The organism is Nostoc sp., from assembly GCF_036917395.1.
Taxonomy (GTDB): Bacteria; Cyanobacteriota; Cyanobacteriia; order Cyanobacteriales; family Nostocaceae; genus Nostoc.
Map to the genome: position 1 here is coordinate 25,160 of NZ_JBALDI010000029.1, position 18,595 is coordinate 43,754.

Annotated in this window: 14 protein-coding genes; 8 read left to right on the plus strand and 6 right to left on the minus strand. The window is 41.5% G+C overall.

Going from position 1 to position 18,595, the window contains the following annotated elements; translation table 11 throughout:
• Positions 1–114: 114 nt before the first annotated feature.
• A complete protein-coding gene (gene purD / locus V7K46_RS11065) occupies positions 115–1,392 on the minus strand; it encodes a phosphoribosylamine--glycine ligase (protein ID WP_335113429.1) in 1,278 nt (425 codons plus the stop codon).
• 411 nt (positions 1,393–1,803) lie between these two features.
• Between purD and V7K46_RS11070 the strand changes: the two genes are divergently transcribed.
• On the plus strand, positions 1,804–2,757 hold the full coding sequence (locus tag V7K46_RS11070; protein WP_335112977.1) for an NAD-dependent epimerase/dehydratase family protein: 954 nt from the start codon (positions 1,804–1,806) through the stop codon (positions 2,755–2,757).
• 420 nt (positions 2,758–3,177) lie between these two features.
• On the opposite strand, the gene V7K46_RS11075 is transcribed toward V7K46_RS11070, so the two are convergent.
• Positions 3,178–3,321, minus strand: a complete 144-nt coding sequence (locus V7K46_RS11075) for a hypothetical protein (protein ID WP_335112979.1) — start codon at positions 3,319–3,321, stop codon at positions 3,178–3,180.
• Between the two features lie 203 nt (positions 3,322–3,524).
• On the opposite strand from V7K46_RS11075, the gene V7K46_RS11080 reads away from it, so the two are divergent.
• From V7K46_RS11080 to V7K46_RS11095, 4 genes are all read left to right on the plus strand, one after another.
• Positions 3,525–3,758: a hypothetical protein gene (locus V7K46_RS11080; protein WP_335112981.1), complete on the plus strand. Its 234-nt coding sequence runs from the start codon at positions 3,525–3,527 to the stop codon at positions 3,756–3,758.
• Between the two features lie 498 nt (positions 3,759–4,256).
• Complete coding sequence (locus V7K46_RS11085; RefSeq protein WP_335112983.1) at positions 4,257–4,493, plus strand: hypothetical protein; 237 nt, start codon at positions 4,257–4,259, stop codon at positions 4,491–4,493.
• 130 nt (positions 4,494–4,623) lie between these two features.
• A complete protein-coding gene (locus tag V7K46_RS11090) occupies positions 4,624–5,493 on the plus strand; it encodes a hypothetical protein (protein ID WP_335112985.1) in 870 nt (289 codons plus the stop codon).
• Between the two features lie 25 nt (positions 5,494–5,518).
• Positions 5,519–5,893: a hypothetical protein gene (locus V7K46_RS11095; protein ID WP_335112987.1), complete on the plus strand. Its 375-nt coding sequence runs from the start codon at positions 5,519–5,521 to the stop codon at positions 5,891–5,893.
• A gap of 10 nt (positions 5,894–5,903) precedes the next feature.
• Here V7K46_RS11095 and V7K46_RS11100 read toward each other — a convergent pair whose 3' ends face one another.
• The 3 genes from V7K46_RS11100 to V7K46_RS11110 form a co-directional block, all read right to left on the minus strand.
• Positions 5,904–6,047, minus strand: coding sequence for a hypothetical protein (locus tag V7K46_RS11100; RefSeq protein ID WP_335112989.1), 144 nt, complete (start codon positions 6,045–6,047; stop codon positions 5,904–5,906).
• On the minus strand, positions 6,038–9,997 hold the full coding sequence (locus V7K46_RS11105; protein WP_335112991.1) for a DUF2157 domain-containing protein: 3,960 nt from the start codon (positions 9,995–9,997) through the stop codon (positions 6,038–6,040). The genes V7K46_RS11100 and V7K46_RS11105 overlap by 10 nt, the downstream gene beginning before the upstream one ends.
• 322 nt (positions 9,998–10,319) lie before the next feature.
• On the minus strand, positions 10,320–11,900 hold the full coding sequence (locus V7K46_RS11110) for a glycosyltransferase family 39 protein (protein WP_335112993.1): 1,581 nt from the start codon (positions 11,898–11,900) through the stop codon (positions 10,320–10,322).
• 1,388 nt (positions 11,901–13,288) lie between these two features.
• On the opposite strand from V7K46_RS11110, the gene argZ reads away from it, so the two are divergent.
• Genes argZ through V7K46_RS11125 form a run of 3 tightly spaced genes read left to right on the plus strand, consistent with a single transcriptional unit; the run spans position 13,289 to position 16,211 of the window.
• The gene (argZ, locus tag V7K46_RS11115; RefSeq protein WP_335112995.1) at positions 13,289–15,397 is read left to right on the plus strand and encodes a bifunctional arginine dihydrolase/ornithine cyclodeaminase; all 2,109 of its coding nucleotides are present in this window, start codon (positions 13,289–13,291) and stop codon (positions 15,395–15,397) included.
• A 42-nt stretch (positions 15,398–15,439) separates the two neighbouring features.
• Complete coding sequence (locus tag V7K46_RS11120) at positions 15,440–15,964, plus strand: DUF2085 domain-containing protein (RefSeq protein WP_335112997.1); 525 nt, start codon at positions 15,440–15,442, stop codon at positions 15,962–15,964.
• A 49-nt stretch (positions 15,965–16,013) separates the two neighbouring features.
• Positions 16,014–16,211, plus strand: a complete 198-nt coding sequence (locus tag V7K46_RS11125; protein WP_335112999.1) for a hypothetical protein — start codon at positions 16,014–16,016, stop codon at positions 16,209–16,211.
• An 829-nt stretch (positions 16,212–17,040) separates the two neighbouring features.
• Here V7K46_RS11125 and V7K46_RS11130 read toward each other — a convergent pair.
• The gene (locus V7K46_RS11130) at positions 17,041–18,318 is read right to left on the minus strand and encodes a glycosyltransferase (protein WP_335113000.1); all 1,278 of its coding nucleotides are present in this window, start codon (positions 18,316–18,318) and stop codon (positions 17,041–17,043) included.
• Positions 18,319–18,595 lie beyond the last annotated feature (277 nt).

Genomic DNA, 18,595 nt, shown 5'->3' on the forward strand with positions numbered 1-18,595 from the left:
CGGGTTCAGCAGTCACTCATGGGGGAAACCCCCTTGGCGCTAGCCTCTCCCTTTGGGAGAAGACCGCGCTGCTTCACCAAAATCCAAAATTCAAAATCTAAAATTGAATGACTCCTAACTCCTAACTCTATAACCAATATCTTTCCGGTAATATATTCCCTCAAACTGAATATATTTGATCCCCGCGTAGGCTTGGGCGATCGCTTGCTCAAAATTTTCTCCAATTCCAGTCACATTTAATACTCGACCCCCATCTGTCACTACTTCTTGTTGCTGATTCAACTTCGTACCTGCATGAAATACAGTTGCTCCTGTTGCCTCTGCCTCACCAATGCCAGTAATGACGTGGCCTTTCTCATATTCTCCTGGATAACCACCTGAAGCTGCAACGACAGTCGCAGATGCTCCCCCTTTCCAAGCAATCGGCGGCAATTCACTTAATCGCTGCTGTACACAGGCTAGAAGCAACTCTTCTAAGGGTGTTGCTAATAGTGGTAAAATCACCTGGGTTTCCGGATCGCCAAAGCGACAGTTAAATTCCAAAACCTTGAAGTCGCCATCGGGTGCAATCATTAATCCAGCATACAGTACACCTCGGTAGTCAATGCCTTTAGCTCGTAAAGTTGCGATCGCTCTTTCTAACACTTCTGTTTGAATGCGTGCCATCAACTCTGGTGTAGCAATGGGTGCTGGGCTGTATGCTCCCATTCCCCCAGTGTTTTCCCCGGTATCGCCGTCACCAATCCGCTTATGGTCTTGAGCTGGCAGTAAGGGTCGAATTGTTAACCCATCCGTTAAGGCTAAAACTGACACCTCTTGCCCAATTAAACATTCTTCAATGACGACAAATTTACCAGCACTGCCAAACTGTCCCTGAAAAATCGCATCAACGGCACTTTCTGCCTGTTCAACTGTAAGAGCCACCGTTACACCCTTACCAGCCGCCAAGCCATCAGCTTTGACGACAATTGGCACTCCTGTAGCTCTTACATAGGATTTTGCTGCTACTGCCTCCGTAAATACCGCAGCCCGGGCCGTCGGAATTCCAGCTTCTTGCATCAGGGCTTTTGCCCAAGCTTTACTCGCCTCAATTTGCGCTCCCGCTCTGACTGGCCCAAATACCATCAATCCTTTGTCTTGGAGGTAATCTGTGATTCCCTTTGCCAAAGGTACTTCTGGCCCAACTATCACTAGAGTTATGCCATGTTCTAGAGCATATCGGCTTATGCCCTCAAAATCATTTACTGCTAAAGGCAAGTTTTGGCAACGTTCCATACTTGCTGTGCCTCCATTCCCTGGTACACAGATAACTTGCTCGATTTGCTTAGATTGCAACAGTTTCCATGCCAGAGCGTGTTCGCGCCCTCCATTACCTACGACTAAAACTTTCACTGATTTCCTCGTGCGTCCCTTACGAAACGAGAATGCCTGATTCGGCTCTCGCGGATCAATTTTTTCACCAATTCTCACACTTGTGCAAGCCCCCTGATGACCAGAAAAGGCAGGGGGAGGAGAGCAAGAATTATCTTGCCATATCGGTTTCAAGTCCCATTCGCTTCTTTGAATTTCAACTGCATTGATTTTTAAGATTCAATTTTGTCAATTAGTACATTTCTTACTGTTATTAATAATAGTAAGAAATGTACCAGCATAAATTAAAATATAAATATATTTATTTAAATAATGTTGATTCAAACAATATAATAATTAATTAAAAAATCCAGATCAAGTAATGATAATTATTGATTACAAGTAGTAACCTGCGAATATAGAAATTCATATAAATAGCATAAAATAGGAAACATGGCGAAAATTATTGTTACTGGAGCTGCCGGCTTTGTTGGTTCTCACCTCGTGGACATCTTGCTACAACAAGGGGAAGAAGTGATCGGGATTGATGAATTCAATGATTACTATGATCCGATGTTAAAGCGTAAGAATGTTGCACACTTACATCACTCACCTGGTTTTAGATTAATTGAAGGAGATATGCAGTTTTTAGATTGGCAGAAGCTCCTAAAAGATGTTGATGTAGTTTACCATCAAGCGGCACAAGCAGGGGTGAGAGCAAGTTGGGGTAAAGCTTTTCGAGGTTACACAGAACGAAATATTAACGCTACACAAGTTTTGCTGGAAGCAGCCAAAGATGCGAAACACCTGAAAAGGTTAGTATTTGCCTCCTCATCGAGTGTATATGGTGATGCAGAAACATTACCTACCCACGAGGGAATTTGCCCTCAACCAGTTTCTCCTTACGGCATTACAAAGCTAGCAGGGGAGTTTTTGTGTGAACTGTATCATAAAAACTTTGGCGTGCCTTGTGTGACATTGCGCTATTTTACAGTCTATGGCCCTAAACAGCGCCCAGATATGGCATTTCATAAGTTCTTTAAATCCATTTTGCAGGATGAGGCGATTCCTATTTACGGCGATGGCCAGCAAACACGGGAGTTTACGTTTGTTAGTGATGTCATCGCCGCCAATTTAGCCGCCGCCTCCGCACCCCAAGCAGTGGGAGAAATTTTTAATATCGGTGGCGGTAGCAGGGTTGTGTTAGCAGAAGTCTTAGATACGATTGAAGAAATCGTTGGGAAACCAATCAAAAGAAATTACATCGAAAAGGCGATGGGAGACGCCCGTCACACCGCTGCTGATGTATCTAAAGCGCAGAAAATTCTGGGATATCAGCCACAAGTTTCTTTAAGAGAGGGTTTGATACAGGAATGGCAGTGGATTAAGTCTTTGTATTTACTCTAGGGCGTGTCATGGTTTCCCTATTATCTATTCTTCCTCAGCAGTTCTGATTCCAGTTTATCTAAAAGGTTTGCGATCGCGATCGCAGTAGTTTGGCGAGGTGAAATACAAGGGCGCTTCAATTAACGGTTATTGTGTCCTAATTCCCCTCATCTTCTTAAGCTTCACTTTGTTATGCAAACTGTATTGATCGGAGTCTTATCCTTAGCTGGTAGTCAAAACAACACCTTGGCGGATAGTACGTTTGCGATCGCTTTTACGAGTACCCCCAGCCATCTGATACTCATGGCTATTTTTACCAAACTTATAAGCAACACCAAGCAAAATTTGTTCCGAATAATCTGCTAAATCTCGTTCATTTTCGGTGATTTGGGTTAATAAAACATCAATAGTAGAGAGAGTGGTATTGTAGGCTTCCAGAGATTAACGGAGGCTTTCAATTTTATTGGTATAATCTTTAACTGTTAAATTATTTCCTATTTCTAAAGTAGGACTGATAGATTTAACACTTGCCAAGCGCATCTCAGCTTTGCTAAGAATACGTGAATCGCGTTTGTGCCTTGCCATAATTAATACTCCTTTGCCTGAAAAATAACTTATTCTATAGTGGACAATTTTTCAAAAGGTTGTCCTGCGTAAAATTGTTGATTGTTGTTAAAAAGACTAAAATTTGAGTAATTTCAACAATTTTCATCCCCCTCTTTTAATACTGCGTAGGTTTTGAAGATTCATAGGTTGGGTTGTAGCTTGCTTCCCTGTAGGGGTAAGCAGTGAAACCAAGCTTTTTCCTGACTCACGACTTAGCACTGAGTAAGGTTAAGGCAGAAGTTGTTACAGACTGCGCGAAACACCGAAACGTGATGACGGAAGTTCTTACAGGGAAGGCGGAAGTTGCTACAGACTGCGCGAAACACGGAAACGTCTTGGCGGAAGTTCTTACAGGGAAGGCAGAAATTGTTACAGACTGCGCGAAACACCGAAACGTCAAAGCGGGGTATAAGTGAAGCACAAATCCGCAAACGTCGCCCAAAAATTTACCCCTTGATGACGAAACCCCGGCACGAATTACGAAAGCAATTGCAAACTTTTTAAACACAAGTGTTTCAGTTTTTCTTAGTGCCATTCGATAATGTATCAATTAAATTATCCTAAATTTGGCTAACCTAAGCGTTTTTTATCACAAGCGATAAATACAGAATATAAGGGTTTAACTTAGTTTAAGATGAGTTTTTATATGAGCTTTATGGGAAAAAATATTAGTTATATAGGTTTTCTATAGATAAAATTCAAACTATTATGGTTTATAGAAAAGCAAAAATTCAGAAACACAAGAAGCTTGAGATTCAATAATTTTTTCGTAGGATGGAAATTATGGCTGTTGTAGAACTTTATGCGCTGTAGGTCTAAATATCAAAGATTTATCGATTAGCGGAAAAAAACTAGACGAAGATGCATTCGATAGTTTTGTCAATCAATCCTAATATTATCCTTCTGGAGGCCCTATGAATTTTCTAATTCCGAATGAAAATAGCAAACCAAATCCCAGTCCTCACAGTACTAACCCAATTGAAAGCCAAATTATGGCAATGATTAGTAAAGAAGATTTACAGGGAGAATTAGACTCAGTTCGTACTAATTACCAAAAATGGCAAGCCGATCAAACTGCAATAATAACGCAAACTAGACTGGCGCAAATTATTCATCTCCGTGCTAATCAGATAGGAATTCAACTAACGTAATCAACTTCATCTTGTGCGTAGGTCAAACAAATTTGCTTTTTCCTATTCGCAATTTGCAGCGTTTTGCTCCCAGCCTACGGCATTAACGCTAACCCCCAAACTCAAGGAGAACGCAAACAATCATTAGTTTATGAAGAAGACTTTTCGTAAAACTGTCGTTGTGTTTGCAGTAATTGCAACGCTAACAACAGGGTGTCGCTCAACTGATGAATACAAAAAATTTGCCAAAGCAGGAAATGAATATGCCAATGCAGTTGATAAATTACTTGATGCCGCCAGTGACATCCACATAGATTACACTTCTGAGGAATTATTAAGAAATGACAAAATTACCAATCAAACACTTGAAGATTATAAAAAATTTACTGAAACTGATGAAAAACGTTTAGATGTTATTGATAAGTTACACGAACATAACAATCTATTAAGAGATTATTTTCGACTGCTTAATGAACTTGCTTCTTCCGATGCACCTGCACGCGCAGAAGCAGAAATTAACGGAGTAGTAGATAATCTCAATAATAGTGGTAAAGAACTACAAAAGAGCGGTTGGATTAAAAATCCAGGTCTTATTGAAGGCATTACCAATCTTGTAGTTTCATCACAAATTCGTGGAGCATTACGCAATGAACTAGAAAAACGTAATGGCACAATTATGCACGAACTAACTATTCATACGGAGATGTTAAAAATTCTTGGAGATTCAATTGAACAGGATGCCAAAGTTATTCGTCAAGCAGAAGAAGAACGTTTGGTTATTGTTCCACTAACTCAGGACGCAGAAATTCCCGACAAAGAAGCATGGATTGAAACTCGACGGGAAATATTAATAAGGAGACCAGGAAAAGAACTTAAAGATGCTAGCAATGCATTAAGTGAGTTTCAAGGAGTTTTTCAAGGTCTTATTGAAGGAAAATTAAGTCTTGCTAGACTCAATGGTTTTTTACAAGATGTTGATAATTTTCTGCAAGTTGTTGAAGCAGAAAAAAAAGCAAAGTAGATATTTACATTGTAGGAGAATTACCATGAATTTTAGTTCAAAAATTGCACCCGAAGAAACCATAATAATTGCTAGAGATTATGAAGAAATTCTGAAGAAAATTAGGAATATAGAACTCAATCTAAATTCACCAGAAATGCAACAAAAATTTGAAAATGAAAAGGACGAGTCACGAAAACGAGATTTTGTTGAGCAACGTAAAAATATAGCGATTTTACGCAGTCAACTTGAAACCGCAGCTTTAGAAAAAATAGCTGCGAGTCTAAAGAAGTTAGAACCAGACTTGCTTAAAGGAATAGAAGACTTAACTCAAGCAATTGATAAGGTGGAAAATACCGTAAATATTCTCACTGCACTCAAAAATGTAACGGGAATTATTCGACGTATTCTCTCGGTGTAAAACGATTTGCTCACCCAAGTGAAACAAAAGGATACCACATTACAAAGTTTTGGAGCCTTTGATACTGCTGGGAAACACTACTTGTATCTTCAATTTGGGCGATCGCTTGTCTAATTAGTTCAACCCTTAGCTTAATCCCTAGCCCTATTCCCATGATTGAAATTCATCAATGGCGCTACGAATTAAGGAAGTTATTTGAGCGCGACGGGTTTCAAAGTTGGCGGCGATATAAATTAGGAGGATACCAACTAGCAAGCCAACAACCCATTTTAAAAAGGAGTAGTGCAAGCTGAAAATTACTGATTGATAGATTGTAGTAATTAAAAAAGTGGCTGTACCAATGTAGAGAAAAGCCCGGACTCGCAAAGCTAATCCGGCAAAAATGGCAATGAAGCTGAAAATTCCAGGTATCCAGGCTGTATCTTGATTAAATAAAATTGCCCACCCACAAATTAAACCACTACCTAGCACTCTCAGAATATGCCGAGCTACTTTATACTCTGGTAGCCTCAGTTGAGAATCGACTTGAGCAATATACAGCAGTGACAACCCAATGGGTGTTACATACCATAAAACATCAGTTAGATGTAAGGAATTAAACCAACGGTAAAGTGCCCAATCAATGAGCGCCACACTAATATAGGTAAAACGGATGTTTTCACCCACCTTTGCGAGGAAGATGTAGAATCCAGCTGCGAGTAGCAAGGTAATCGGGTAAGTTTGCAGTCTGGTTTCCCACAAAATTATCAGTGGTATAATATAGGCGGCTTGCTGCCAAGGTCTTTTAGACCAACCCCAACTTTCCCAAGGCAGGATGTAGAGAAAATAGGCTACCACACAGGCGATCGCACCGTTCCAAGGAACTAACGGCCCAGCCCAAAATCGTCCTACTGCTGTCTCGCGCCAATAAATCCTCATGCCGGCTACCTCTAATAAGCCAAGGTAAACCCACATCTCGGCTATTGTAATTCCTCCCAAGATGCTGGGGGAGGTGCGCGAATTTCGACCCTGAAAGATGGCATAGCGAATCAAAAATACCCCAGTTGCCAATCCCACTAAACGGTTAACTCCAATGGGAAGAGGAATGGCAGCCATTAATAAACAGCTACTCCAAGCCCAATGAATATGAGCAATTCCTTTCAGTTCTTGGGGAGTCAGGCGTAAGTAGCTGATAAGCCTTGGCGACAGAATGCGGTAAGCATACATGATACTAGTACCAAGAGCAGACATGGCTATCAATCCATCACCTAATGCTCCTGCTGAAGCTTGTAACATTTGATAGAACAAAAGTTCATAGGCAGAAATGGATACGCCAATGATTCCTAAGTACAGCAGGGGTTTAAAGTTCTCGCGCCGTCGCCCCACGCCAATGATAATTAAAGCTACACCCAAAGAATACAAACCAGTCCACTCGGTGAAGGTGTCCAAACGCAGCAATACACTGAATGCACCATAAATTAATGGCAAAATGTGAAAGCTGTTAGGAAGCCTTTCTAATTGATGTCGTCGTCGCCACCACTCTCCGACAAGTTGAGCAATTAAACCTAAGGCGATATTTGCGATCGCAATCTTAACAGTTGAGCGTTCCCCAAATCCAAACACCTGGGCAGTTAACAATTCTAAACACCAACCGATGCCATAAAATGCCCAATTTGTTGGTTGTCGCCAACTCCGATAAACAATGGCTGTCAAGGTGATTGCAGTGGCAGCTAAGTACAAAAATCCAGAACTAATAAACCCTGAGTAAATCAGTATTGAGTGTAGCGTCAAACCAAACAACTCAAAACCACACAATGCGATCGCCCACTTATCATTAGCAGCTGCATAGATAATTGCTAATTCGTTAGGGCGTCGCCTCAAAACTGTCCGCGTTAACCATAAAGTTAGGGTTGCGATCGCGCCGGCGACAAACCAACCTGCTACCGCTAGGCGAGGTACAGGTATACCCGTCCACAGCAGCGCCCCAATAAAACTTAAAACAAATCCTTCTGTAATTACCGCAAATACTTGGTTTCGGAAATACTGCGTATTTGCAAACATCAATCCGATACCTACAGCCAAACCGATTAATCTGGTTCCTGGTAACTGTAAAGTCAATAGCTGGGCAATTATCACAGCCAAGACACTCAAGTAACGGCTAGTAGTGCGCCGCTCGATAATTGTGGCATTGGCAACACCCGTAAGAGCTATAGGCGTAACTAGCCAAATGACTCCCCAATAAGCTCGGCTATCAGCTATACCATACCAAGATGATTCTGTATTCATCCACAATAGGAAAAAACTAGCTGCGGCTAGTCCTAAACCGATATCCCATGCACTATGTTGCCATAAACCTTGCCTGAGGCTAAATCGCCATTCTGCAACCATCAGAGCTAATAAAATACTTGCCCAGGCTTGATGACTCAGGGTTGGAAATAACCAATTAATCGTAGAGCAAAATGTCAGCACCCCGACGATGTGAGTTAGATATACCAGGGGAAATGAGGAGGGGGAGCGGCGTTGAGTGACAAATGCCAGAGTGATTGTGGAAAATAACAGATTTAGCGATCGCAATGTGGGATTTACTATAGCGATCGTTGTTAAAAAAGTTCCCAATAAGAGGGTGAGCAGTTCGCCAAATTTAGCCAATTCTCGCTTTTCGATGCGATATAGGCTATCTGTAAGCGCCACTATCAAAATTACGTAGGGAAATAAAGCTACACCCAGCAACGCCCAAGGTTGATTTTGAGAGTTGGTGAGTTGAGTGCCAGTAGCGATCGCCCATTGCTGTAAGTTATTAGGTATTAACCGCCAAAAGAGCCAAATCATCTGTAAGCCGATCACAAAAACTGCTGCTAAGTCAGCCTTTGAACTGTATCGCCGCAAGCAACTTCCCACAAACCACAAACCCAAGCCACTCACAGCTATTGCTTGCCAGGGATAATTTACTACCGAAACCAGCCAACCCAGGAAGAGTAAAATGCCACCGAGTTTTTCCCAGAGTAAGAGGGATGAGGGAAACGGGGAGAATATTACTGTTACTTCCTCTGCTCCCGCGGCTTCCCTGCTCCCCTGCTCCCCTGCTTCCCCTCGCTGTGCTAACCAAGTTACCAACCAGCCGCAAATACCAATAGCTAACCCCAACTGAGTGACATTTACCCCAGCAACAAAAATCGCCCGCACTAGCAGCACTATCAAAGCATAAATAATTACAGCCGCAGGTAAACTAATATTTAACCTGCGGCGTAGGCGTAACCCGTCGTAGACATCGCGCCGATCTTCCTCGCTGATCGGATTAGGCTGTTGGTAATGATAATAAACAGTAATAATAGTTGTGCCGATCATTGCCAGATAAACAGCAATTAAGGGAAATCCTCTTAATTGCCAACCCCAATGCAGATAACTCAGCCCCAGAATATTTGCTAGAGGCAGTTTGCCGGTATGTAAATTGGCAAAAATAGTCCGATTTTTGGAGAGTAAAACAGTTATAGCAGTAAGAGTTGGGCAGGCGATCGCAACTACAATCCAATCCACAGGATTTTGCCACAACCGAAAGCTATCCATTGCCCAAAAGTTCACTGGGATTAACAAAAGGGTGACAATCAGCAATGTCTGAGCCGTCAATCTGAGATTACTTTGCCTAATCGCCCAAAAGCTTAACCCCCAAAAACTCAAAGTATAAGCAAATAAAACTCCATACTGTCCAGAAGCCGGAAACCTCTGCCATTGACTTGCAGCCAGTACCCCAGAGGACACCACTACCAAGAATACCCCTAGAAAAAGCAGCCAGCGGACACTCAATTCTGCCCCCAAGGACTGCAACATTGTGCTGATAAAGTTGGGTTTAACTGGTTTTTGTTGCGGTTGGCTACGGTTACTAGATTGTAAAGCTGCTACGGGCAACTGCCGCACCGGGTCAGAAGTTACAAATGCTACCTTTGTTTCCGCTTCCGGCTGGGGTTGCAACACCACCATACACACCAGAAACTCTTGGCATAGCTGCTTGACTTGGGTATCAGATATCAAACCTAAGCGCAGCCATATATCTAGTCCTTCTAATAACTGAGGATGGGAGGATGGCAGTCTGATTTCAAATTTTAGCGGGCGCTCAAGGGGTGATGACATAAGCGGGAGCAGTATAACTATATACTTAAATTATGATTTTAAGTAAAGTATATTTTCGCTCTAGTTGTGCCACTTATCAGGCTAATTGATATTAATTTTTAACCTCCGAGCGATATTCAAATGCCAACTGTCTGCTTTTAAGTTCCACCTTATTTAGAAGCAGGGGAGAAAGAAGACTGCCCACAAGAAGGCGGGACATGAATTTCCTCAAATATCAGAAGATTCCACCCCTAATGGCAGCGCCTCGTACCGAAAATCCTTTTTCCCCCTTGCCTCTTTTTGTCAAAGCCTCCCAACAGCTAGATGCAGCTGTATCCTTTGTTTACGTGGATTTTGTTATTTTCCAGAGAATGTCATTTATTTGCTGTAACTTTGAGTTATAAATTTTCTCAATTCCAGCTTTTAAGAAGTCAGAGGTATCAAACAAGAATATGTCAGTAAAACCATTAGTAATCTCTGGTAAATGATTTGGAGTAACGATTTGAAATTGCACTTTTTGCTCAAGTAAGTGAGCAAGTATTTGGATTGGAATTATGTCAGCGTCACTAATTAAAAGTGGTTTATCAGCTTGACTAATGATATTAGCAATTTTGGGATATTCGTGGTTTCTTTCCGGTAATTTGTTCCACCACATCTGGGCTTGAGAACTGATTGTACAAGATATGATTCCGCTGATAATTACTATAGACGCTACAAAAGACCAGAGCTTTTTTCGCCAAATTTTAGGATAAATAGACGTGAGCTTAGTGGTAAATAGGTAAGCAACAGCTAACTGTATACCTAAAACTGAAGGAAGTGTATATCGAGTCGTAGCGTATCGTTTTTGAAATACGAAATCCATTATTAGTAGGGGAACCCCTACAGACCCAATCAAGGTTAAGACAAATAACCAAACTTCTTTAGTGCTTCTTCGACAAATAACATAAATTGAGTAAATAATTAGAGTTAAAATAATTAAAATAAAAGGAATTAAGGCAATCTTAAGTTTTCCTGGGTCGCTAGGGCTAATACCTAAATCGAGAAACGCCCGACTAAAGATACCAGCCCACCTGATAGCTGACGCAAATAATGTTTGTTTAACATTTGCCCAAGTTACTGCTTCTGGCTGAGGGTTGGTAATAATAATCCACAGCCAAGGTACAAAAGTTATAAATCCCGCAAACGATGATAGCAAGTAATAAATCGATGTTTTACTGAATCGGAAACGTTCAATTGCAACTACATAAATTCCTTGTCCCACAGCAACAAGCAAAACAAACAAATGACTATAAAACCCTAGTACCAATGTTGCTGCATAAATGCACCAACTAACTTTTGTTTTAAGGCGCATGGCTCGCAATAGTGCTGCGCTCGACATTAAGACGGTTACTATTGCTAAACTGTACGCTCGTGCTTCTTGTGCATACAAAACGTGAATAGGTGAAACGGCTACCAACGCCATGGCCATCCACCCTACTAGTGAAGACTCAAATAATTCTCGACATAGCCAATAAATACAAGGAAAGGTGAGCAGACTAATGAATGCCGAAAAACTTCTTGTGACTGCTACAGAATTGCCAAACAACTCTACCCAAAACCGAGCCAGCAAAATGTATAGTGGCAAAATCTGTGAGTCTTCTAAAATAATCCCTTTAATTGTATCAATTGCGTTTTTTTCAGAATTGGGATACTGGTATTTCTGCAAATCTTTTATGGTGAGCAAACGACCATTACTTAACTGCTCTCTCGTTTCTGACGCCAGATAGCCAGATATGCGTATTGATGAGTAAACTTCATCACCCCAATAAATTTTTTTATCAATATTGACAAACCGAAAAAACACACCCATTACTAATATGATTATGATTAAAAAACGTAACCAAGATTTAGAAATAATCCAGTTCTGTGACAATTGCTTTTTCATGCAGTTTTCAATCTCCTCAAAGCCTTAATAAACGGTGGTAAAATTTATTGTTAGAATTAGTTATTAGCACTAAGTTTTGGTTCTAATGCTACTCTAAGACGTATTGCAAGCCGCTACAAATATTTTATGCTGGTCAATTCCCAAATTCAGTTTATGATTAAACCAGAAAGTGCAAATTGTAGATGTTGTCACCCACTGCGATAAACATGAATTATGATAATAAAATATTTTTATCCACATTTGTAACAGACAATTCAGAAGTTTTTAATAGCTCATTGGTAATAGCAAAGTAAATTAGTATCTCTAAAAAACTGTTTTAAAAGTCTTATTATTGTTAGGCTCAACAAGTGCCTAAAATTACAGCAAAATACTTTAAAACATCCTCTTAATATACTAAAAGACAGAAATTAGGATTTATATAATTTACAAATTAAACACAAAGAAGTTTTGATTGATTATTACTATATAAATTTTCCTAAGTTGAATTTGAATAATTACTTGGAATTTAAGCCATAAGATTCAATTATAAAAGTAATAGCAAAAGTTAATAATATTTTTCACTGGTATTTTTCTAACTATTTGTGTTTAACATAATGAGCCAATTTAGCAAGTAAACATCTGAATTTTATCTCCCAGATTAATATTTAATCATCAGCAAATCGTCTATAAATATTTGAGCTAAAAGTATCCTAAGTTTACAAAGTCTCAAAAATTTTCCAGCTTTTGGCAACAAGATACCATACTAAATGCAATTCTTTATCTGTAATTGTATAGTATAAATTAATCTAAATATTTAACTATTGTGTGAAAAATAAAAAGATTTGATAAGTTTATATGAAAACACTATAAATACGCCTTTTAGTAGGATTGAAACCAGGTACGTTAACATTTCTTTAAACCCCAACCTTGCAACAGCTGAAGATCCTGAGTCTGGTTTATCGAGTAGACTAAGCTAGCGATCGCTCCCTAGCGCAGGTATTTATTATTCATGACTTACCTGGCTGATTTGCCCCGACGACAGTATTGCTCCTATAGTTGCGATCGCACCTACCAACTAGGAAAAGAAAATTTTTGTTGCGGGGAAAGTGCAGAAGACATAATATGTGCTTATTTCAGATCAAGGACTTTTAAGTATGTGTTTTCCCTCCACCCCTTTGCTAAGAGCAGCCTGACTCAGCACTACTGAAACAGTCAGGGTCGCCAGTTCAAGCCTATTTTGCCAGCTTCTCTACTTATTACCATCTTCCAGTAATAGAATTAAGGACGAAGCCAAAGCCTTCAACTATCAAAAGATAGAAGCTCTAGTAGCAGATTTTACCAAATGTGAGTAAATCGAAAATCTGTATCCAAAATAGGCTTGTAGCATATAAAACGCTTGTAAGATTTTTATGACTTCCCGTATTCGCTTTTTGATGTGCCCTCCTGATCACTACGATGTGGACTATGTGATTAATCCCTGGATGGAAGGGAATATTCACAAATCATCGCGCGATCGCGCCGTGGAACAGTGGCAGGGATTACACCACATCCTCAAACAACACGCCATTGTAGATTTAGTACCACCTGAAAAAGGTTGGCCTGATTTGGTTTTTACCGCCAACGCTGGCTTAGTACTTGGGGATAACGTCGTCCTCAGTCGCTTTTTGCACAAAGAACGTCAGGGAGAGGAGCCTTTCTTCAAACAATGGTTTGAGGGAAATGGTTATACAGTCAATGAACTTCCCAAAGATTTGCCTTTTGAGGGAGCAGGAGACGCACTGCTTGATCGGGAAGGCCGCTGGTTATGGGCGGGATACGGTTTCCGCTCGGAATTAGATTCTCACCCTTATCTAGCGAAATGGCTGGATATTGAGGTGCTTTCCCTGCGACTCATAGATGAACGTTTCTATCACCTGGATACCTGTTTTTGTCCGCTAGCAAATGGCTATTTGCTATATTATCCCGGCGCTTTTGATTCTTACTCCAACCGCTTAATCGAAATGCGAGTCGCACCAGAAAAGCGAATCGCAATTGAAGAGGCTGATGCAGTCAACTTCGCTTGTAATGCGGTGAATGTGGATAGCATCGTCATCATGAACAAGACGAGTGATGCTTTGAAAACCCGTCTTGCGGATGCAGGTTTCCAAGTGCTGGAAACGCCACTTACGGAATTTCTCAAAGCTGGTGGCGCGGCTAAATGCTTAACTCTGCGGGTGACAGAACCAGTTAGAGACGAAATTCATGCCAATGTCTCGGTAGAAAGCCGCGTCATTCGCATGGAAGGACACTTGCTCGACGCAGGCTTAATTAACCGCGCTTTGGATTTGATTATAGATGCCGGGGGAAGCTTCAAAGTCCTGAATTTCAACTTGGGAGAACAACGGCAAAGTACCTCAGCCGCCGATGTGAGGGTATCAGCACCATCCCATGAGGTGATGGAAGAAATCATCTCAATGTTGATTGATTTGGGTGCAGTAGATTTACCGCATGATGAGCGAGACGCCAAACTGGAGCCTGTAATCCAAGATGGTGTAGCGCCTGATGATTTCTACGTCAGTACAATTTATCCCACCGAAGTCAGGATTAATGGACAGTGGGTGAAGGTAGAAAATCAGCGAATGGATGGCGCGATCGCAATTACCGATGCCAATGGCTTAGTTGCTCGGTGTAAAATACTCCGCGATTTAAAAGTTGGCGAACAGGTAATTGTAGACGTGCTAGGTATCCGCACCATTCGCAAAACGGAATCGCGGGAACTACGCAGCACTCAAGAATTCAGTTTTATGTCGGCGGGAGTTTCCAGCGAACGGCGCGTGGAATTGGTCGTTGAGCAAGTGGCTTGGGAATTGCGAAAAATCCGCGATGCTGGTGGTAAAGTTGTGGTCACAGCTGGGCCTGTGGTGATTCACACTGGTGGCGGTGAACACCTGGGGCAACTGATTCGGGAAGGATACGTGCAAGCGCTGTTGGCTGGTAATGCGATCGCAGTTCACGACATCGAGCAAAATATCATGGGCACTTCCTTAGGTGTAGACATGAAGCGAGGTGTCGCCGTGCATGGTGGACACCGCCATCACCTGAAGGTAATTAATAGTATCCGTCGTTATGGCAGTATTCCCAAAGCTGTGGAGGCGGGGGCAATTAAAAGTGGCGTGATGTATGAGTGTGTCCACAATAATGTGCCTTTTGTGCTTGCTGGATCGATTCGGGATGACGGGCCTTTGCCTGATACCGAAATGAATTTGATTAAAGCACAGGAGGAATATGCCAAACACTTAGAAGGTACGGAGATGATTTTGATGCTGTCATCAATGCTGCACTCGATTGGGGTGGGGAATATGACTCCGGCGGGGGTGAAGATGGTGTGTGTGGATATTAATCCAGCTGTGGTGACTAAGTTAAGCGATCGCGGTTCTGTGGAATCGGTGGGTGTGGTGACGGATGTGGGATTGTTCCTCAGTCTGTTGATTCAACAGTTGGATAAGTTGACAAGTCCCTATGTTAATAAGATAGGTTAAGGAGACGAACCACAGAGGCGCAGAGGACGCAGAGAAAGGGAGATGACAAGAGTAGCTTTTAGTGAAGAGTTGCAAGTTAATTGGGTCAGTTTGATTGCTGATTTTATGCTGGCGGGGATGGTTTTTGGCCCGCCAGTGGCTCCCTTTCTGGCTGCGTCTGGGGTGTGGTTGCTTGGAGAGATTGCGGACATTATTTATTTCATGGGTAATCATGTATGTCCGCAACCAGCTATGGGGTTAGATTTGGCACCACCGTTTATTATGGCTGTGTGTATGCGCTGCTACGGCACTGTAACGGGTTTGCTGATTACTCGTCTGCTGTATGGGATAACTGGTGGTCAAGGTTTTTACTGGTTGAGTCAGTATGGCTTAAGTGGTGCGGCGATCGCAAGTGTGCTGATGATGGCTTATCCTTTAGAATTGGCAGCACAGGTTTTCGGTTTTTGGAGTTTTAATAACTATCTGGTTACGCCTTTTGGATTGATTACGGGTTTGGCGTGGGGATTGTTTACTATGCCTATTTTGCACGGGTACCGGGGTGCTAAAACCAGCTTAACCCAATTGTAGATTTTATATCACAACTTGTAGAGGGGATTAATTTTTGCAGGTTGATGCAATGGCATTGTCAGTCGAAACAATCGCATTGCAAGTCGAAACAATCGCATTGCAAGTCAAAACAATGGCATTGTCAGTCGAAACAATCGCATTGTCAGTCGAAACAATTGCATTGCAAGTCGAAACAATTGCATTGTCAGTCGAAACAATTGCATTGTCAGTCAAAACAATCGTATTGCAGCAGGTTGCATTTAGATAGCACGGCGATGCAAATACAAAAATGTAAGTTGAAAAACTTGCATTGTTATCCCAGCTATTAAACTCTGGTCTAATTTTAATGCGATGTCTACGACGGGCTATGCCTACGCACCATTCGACTAATTTTCTGGCAACCAGTAGGCAGTAGCGATCGGATTAATCCTTATGGAATTACAAGCCCAGAGGAATTACAGCACTTATTGCAGGAGATGTTGCCAAAAAACTTCCCTGTACTCAAACTTAATAGAGATCAAGCTGCGGCATTCCTGGCAGCCCAACCATCTTTGCTCGGCTCAATCAAGTGGATGCTAACTATGTGCAAGTACTCCACGAGAATAGATTTTGGATCTGGCTTGCTAAGAAAGTGCTTTCAAATCCACCCAAAGGGCTTTTAAAGCTATTGAACAGTGTCGGGATGGGTCAGGTAATTGTCTTTGATGCAGTTTCATTGAAGCGATGCCTACGGTGGTAAACTACGCCGATAAAGTTCATCGCAAAGAGCGATCACTGTGCAGAGGCAGTGGAATGGGATGTATGGGTTGTGTAAATTTTGTGGTAGGTAGAAAAAGCGAAGCTCGTTCATGAAATACTTTCATTGAGACGAGCAAGCAAATATAACTACTACTACTGTGACACTGCGAGTAAAAATCCTCAAGGATAAATTTAGTCAGAGTTTGGGATTACCTTTCAGCTTTTCAAGCGTGCCATTCGCTTAAAGGGCACTTACCAATAGGGCTTTTTGCTCCCCCAACCCTGCTAGGAAAAGGGGCTGGGGGGTTAGGTTTTTGATTACTGAATCGATGCTCTAGCGATCATCGTGTTTGTTATCGTTATGGTCTTATACTACCTGTACCTACCTGCACCTTCTGCGATCCTTCAACGATTTGGTAAAGTTTGTCTTCTAATTTTTGCATACATGCCGACCAATCAAATTCAAGTATGGAAGGACGAGCTTGCCGAGTCAAATCTGCTTTAAAGCTGGAATTTTCCAAAATCGCAATTACCTTGTGGGCCAAATCTGTTGGGTTGTTGGGTTCGGCTAAAAAACCGTTGATCGCATGAAAAACCTGTTCAGGATTTCCTCCAGCGTTGGCTGCTACAACAGGGGTTCCAGATGCTAAAGCTTCCATATTGGTCGTACAGAAGTTTTCGGTGACAGAGGGGTTGACAAATACATCTGCCCGTGCATATAAACCTAGAAGTTCTGTTCCGTGGGACTCACCCCAGACAGTAATACCGGACTCAAACTTTTGGACGCGCCGACGGATCTCCTCATCCAAGGGGCCACTACCGACGATGACTAAATGGACATCGGGAATTTTGGCAGCAATGATTGGAAATGCATCTATAAGTTGGGTGACATTTTTTTCTGGGGTAATGCGTCCGACAAAAAGGATAGTTGGTCGATAGTCGTTAACAATGGGGTTGTAGTCTATATTTCGAGGGTGAAATTTTTCGCAATCAATTCCTTGATATGGCACGTATTCACTGCGTTGGCATTTCAGTCGGTTGTACTTAGCAAGCAGTTCTTGAGACGGAAATAAGTTGAGATCATAAGCATCACTGAACTGCTTGACTAAAAGGGGAACAATCGGACGTAGCAAGCTGAAGAACACATTTCCTAAGTAATATCGAATATAGGCAACGATATCGGTATGGAAAATTGAGATGATTGGGGTATCAGTTTGTTTAGCATACTCAACTCCTATGGGGCGACCATAACCTTGTAAGAAAAGTGAGTATAATCCTCTCATTTGTGCCGCTTCTTCAACCAGTATAATATCGGGCTGAAAGTTATCAAGTAACTTAGTATCACTCCAATAGCGATAGTTTAATGGTTGGGGAAGAGATTTGTAGAAGATTAGCGGTTTGGTGGGGAATGCATAAGCAGAAAAGTTGGGGAAGGGCTGTAGTTCATCCAATCCTGACATTGGGCGATTTCCAATCTTTCTGGGGTACTGGCTATTAATTTCTGGGTGGATAAGAAAGACCTCATGCCCTTGTTGCAGTAACCATTGAACCCGTTGGTGTACTGCAACGGAAACTCCAGTCAAGAAAGGAGGGTACAATGCTGTAAACAGTGCAATGCGAAGTGGTTGCTTAGTCATAAAAAGGGGAATATTACACTAAAATGCTGGTTTTGAATTTAGGATTTACACAGCAAATGTTTCATGAACATCCTGATTATTTGGCTCATAAATTCCTCCGAATACAGTTAGGCTAAGGATTTACGCATTTATAAATGGTCTAAATTGTCGATTCTGAAGAGGATGTTTCTACTTGGTTAGAAACTATCAAAATATTCAAAATACTCAGTCACAATTCCCCTTAATATATTTCTCTAAACCCTTGCCATAAATGTAAATAAATTTTGGTAATCAACAA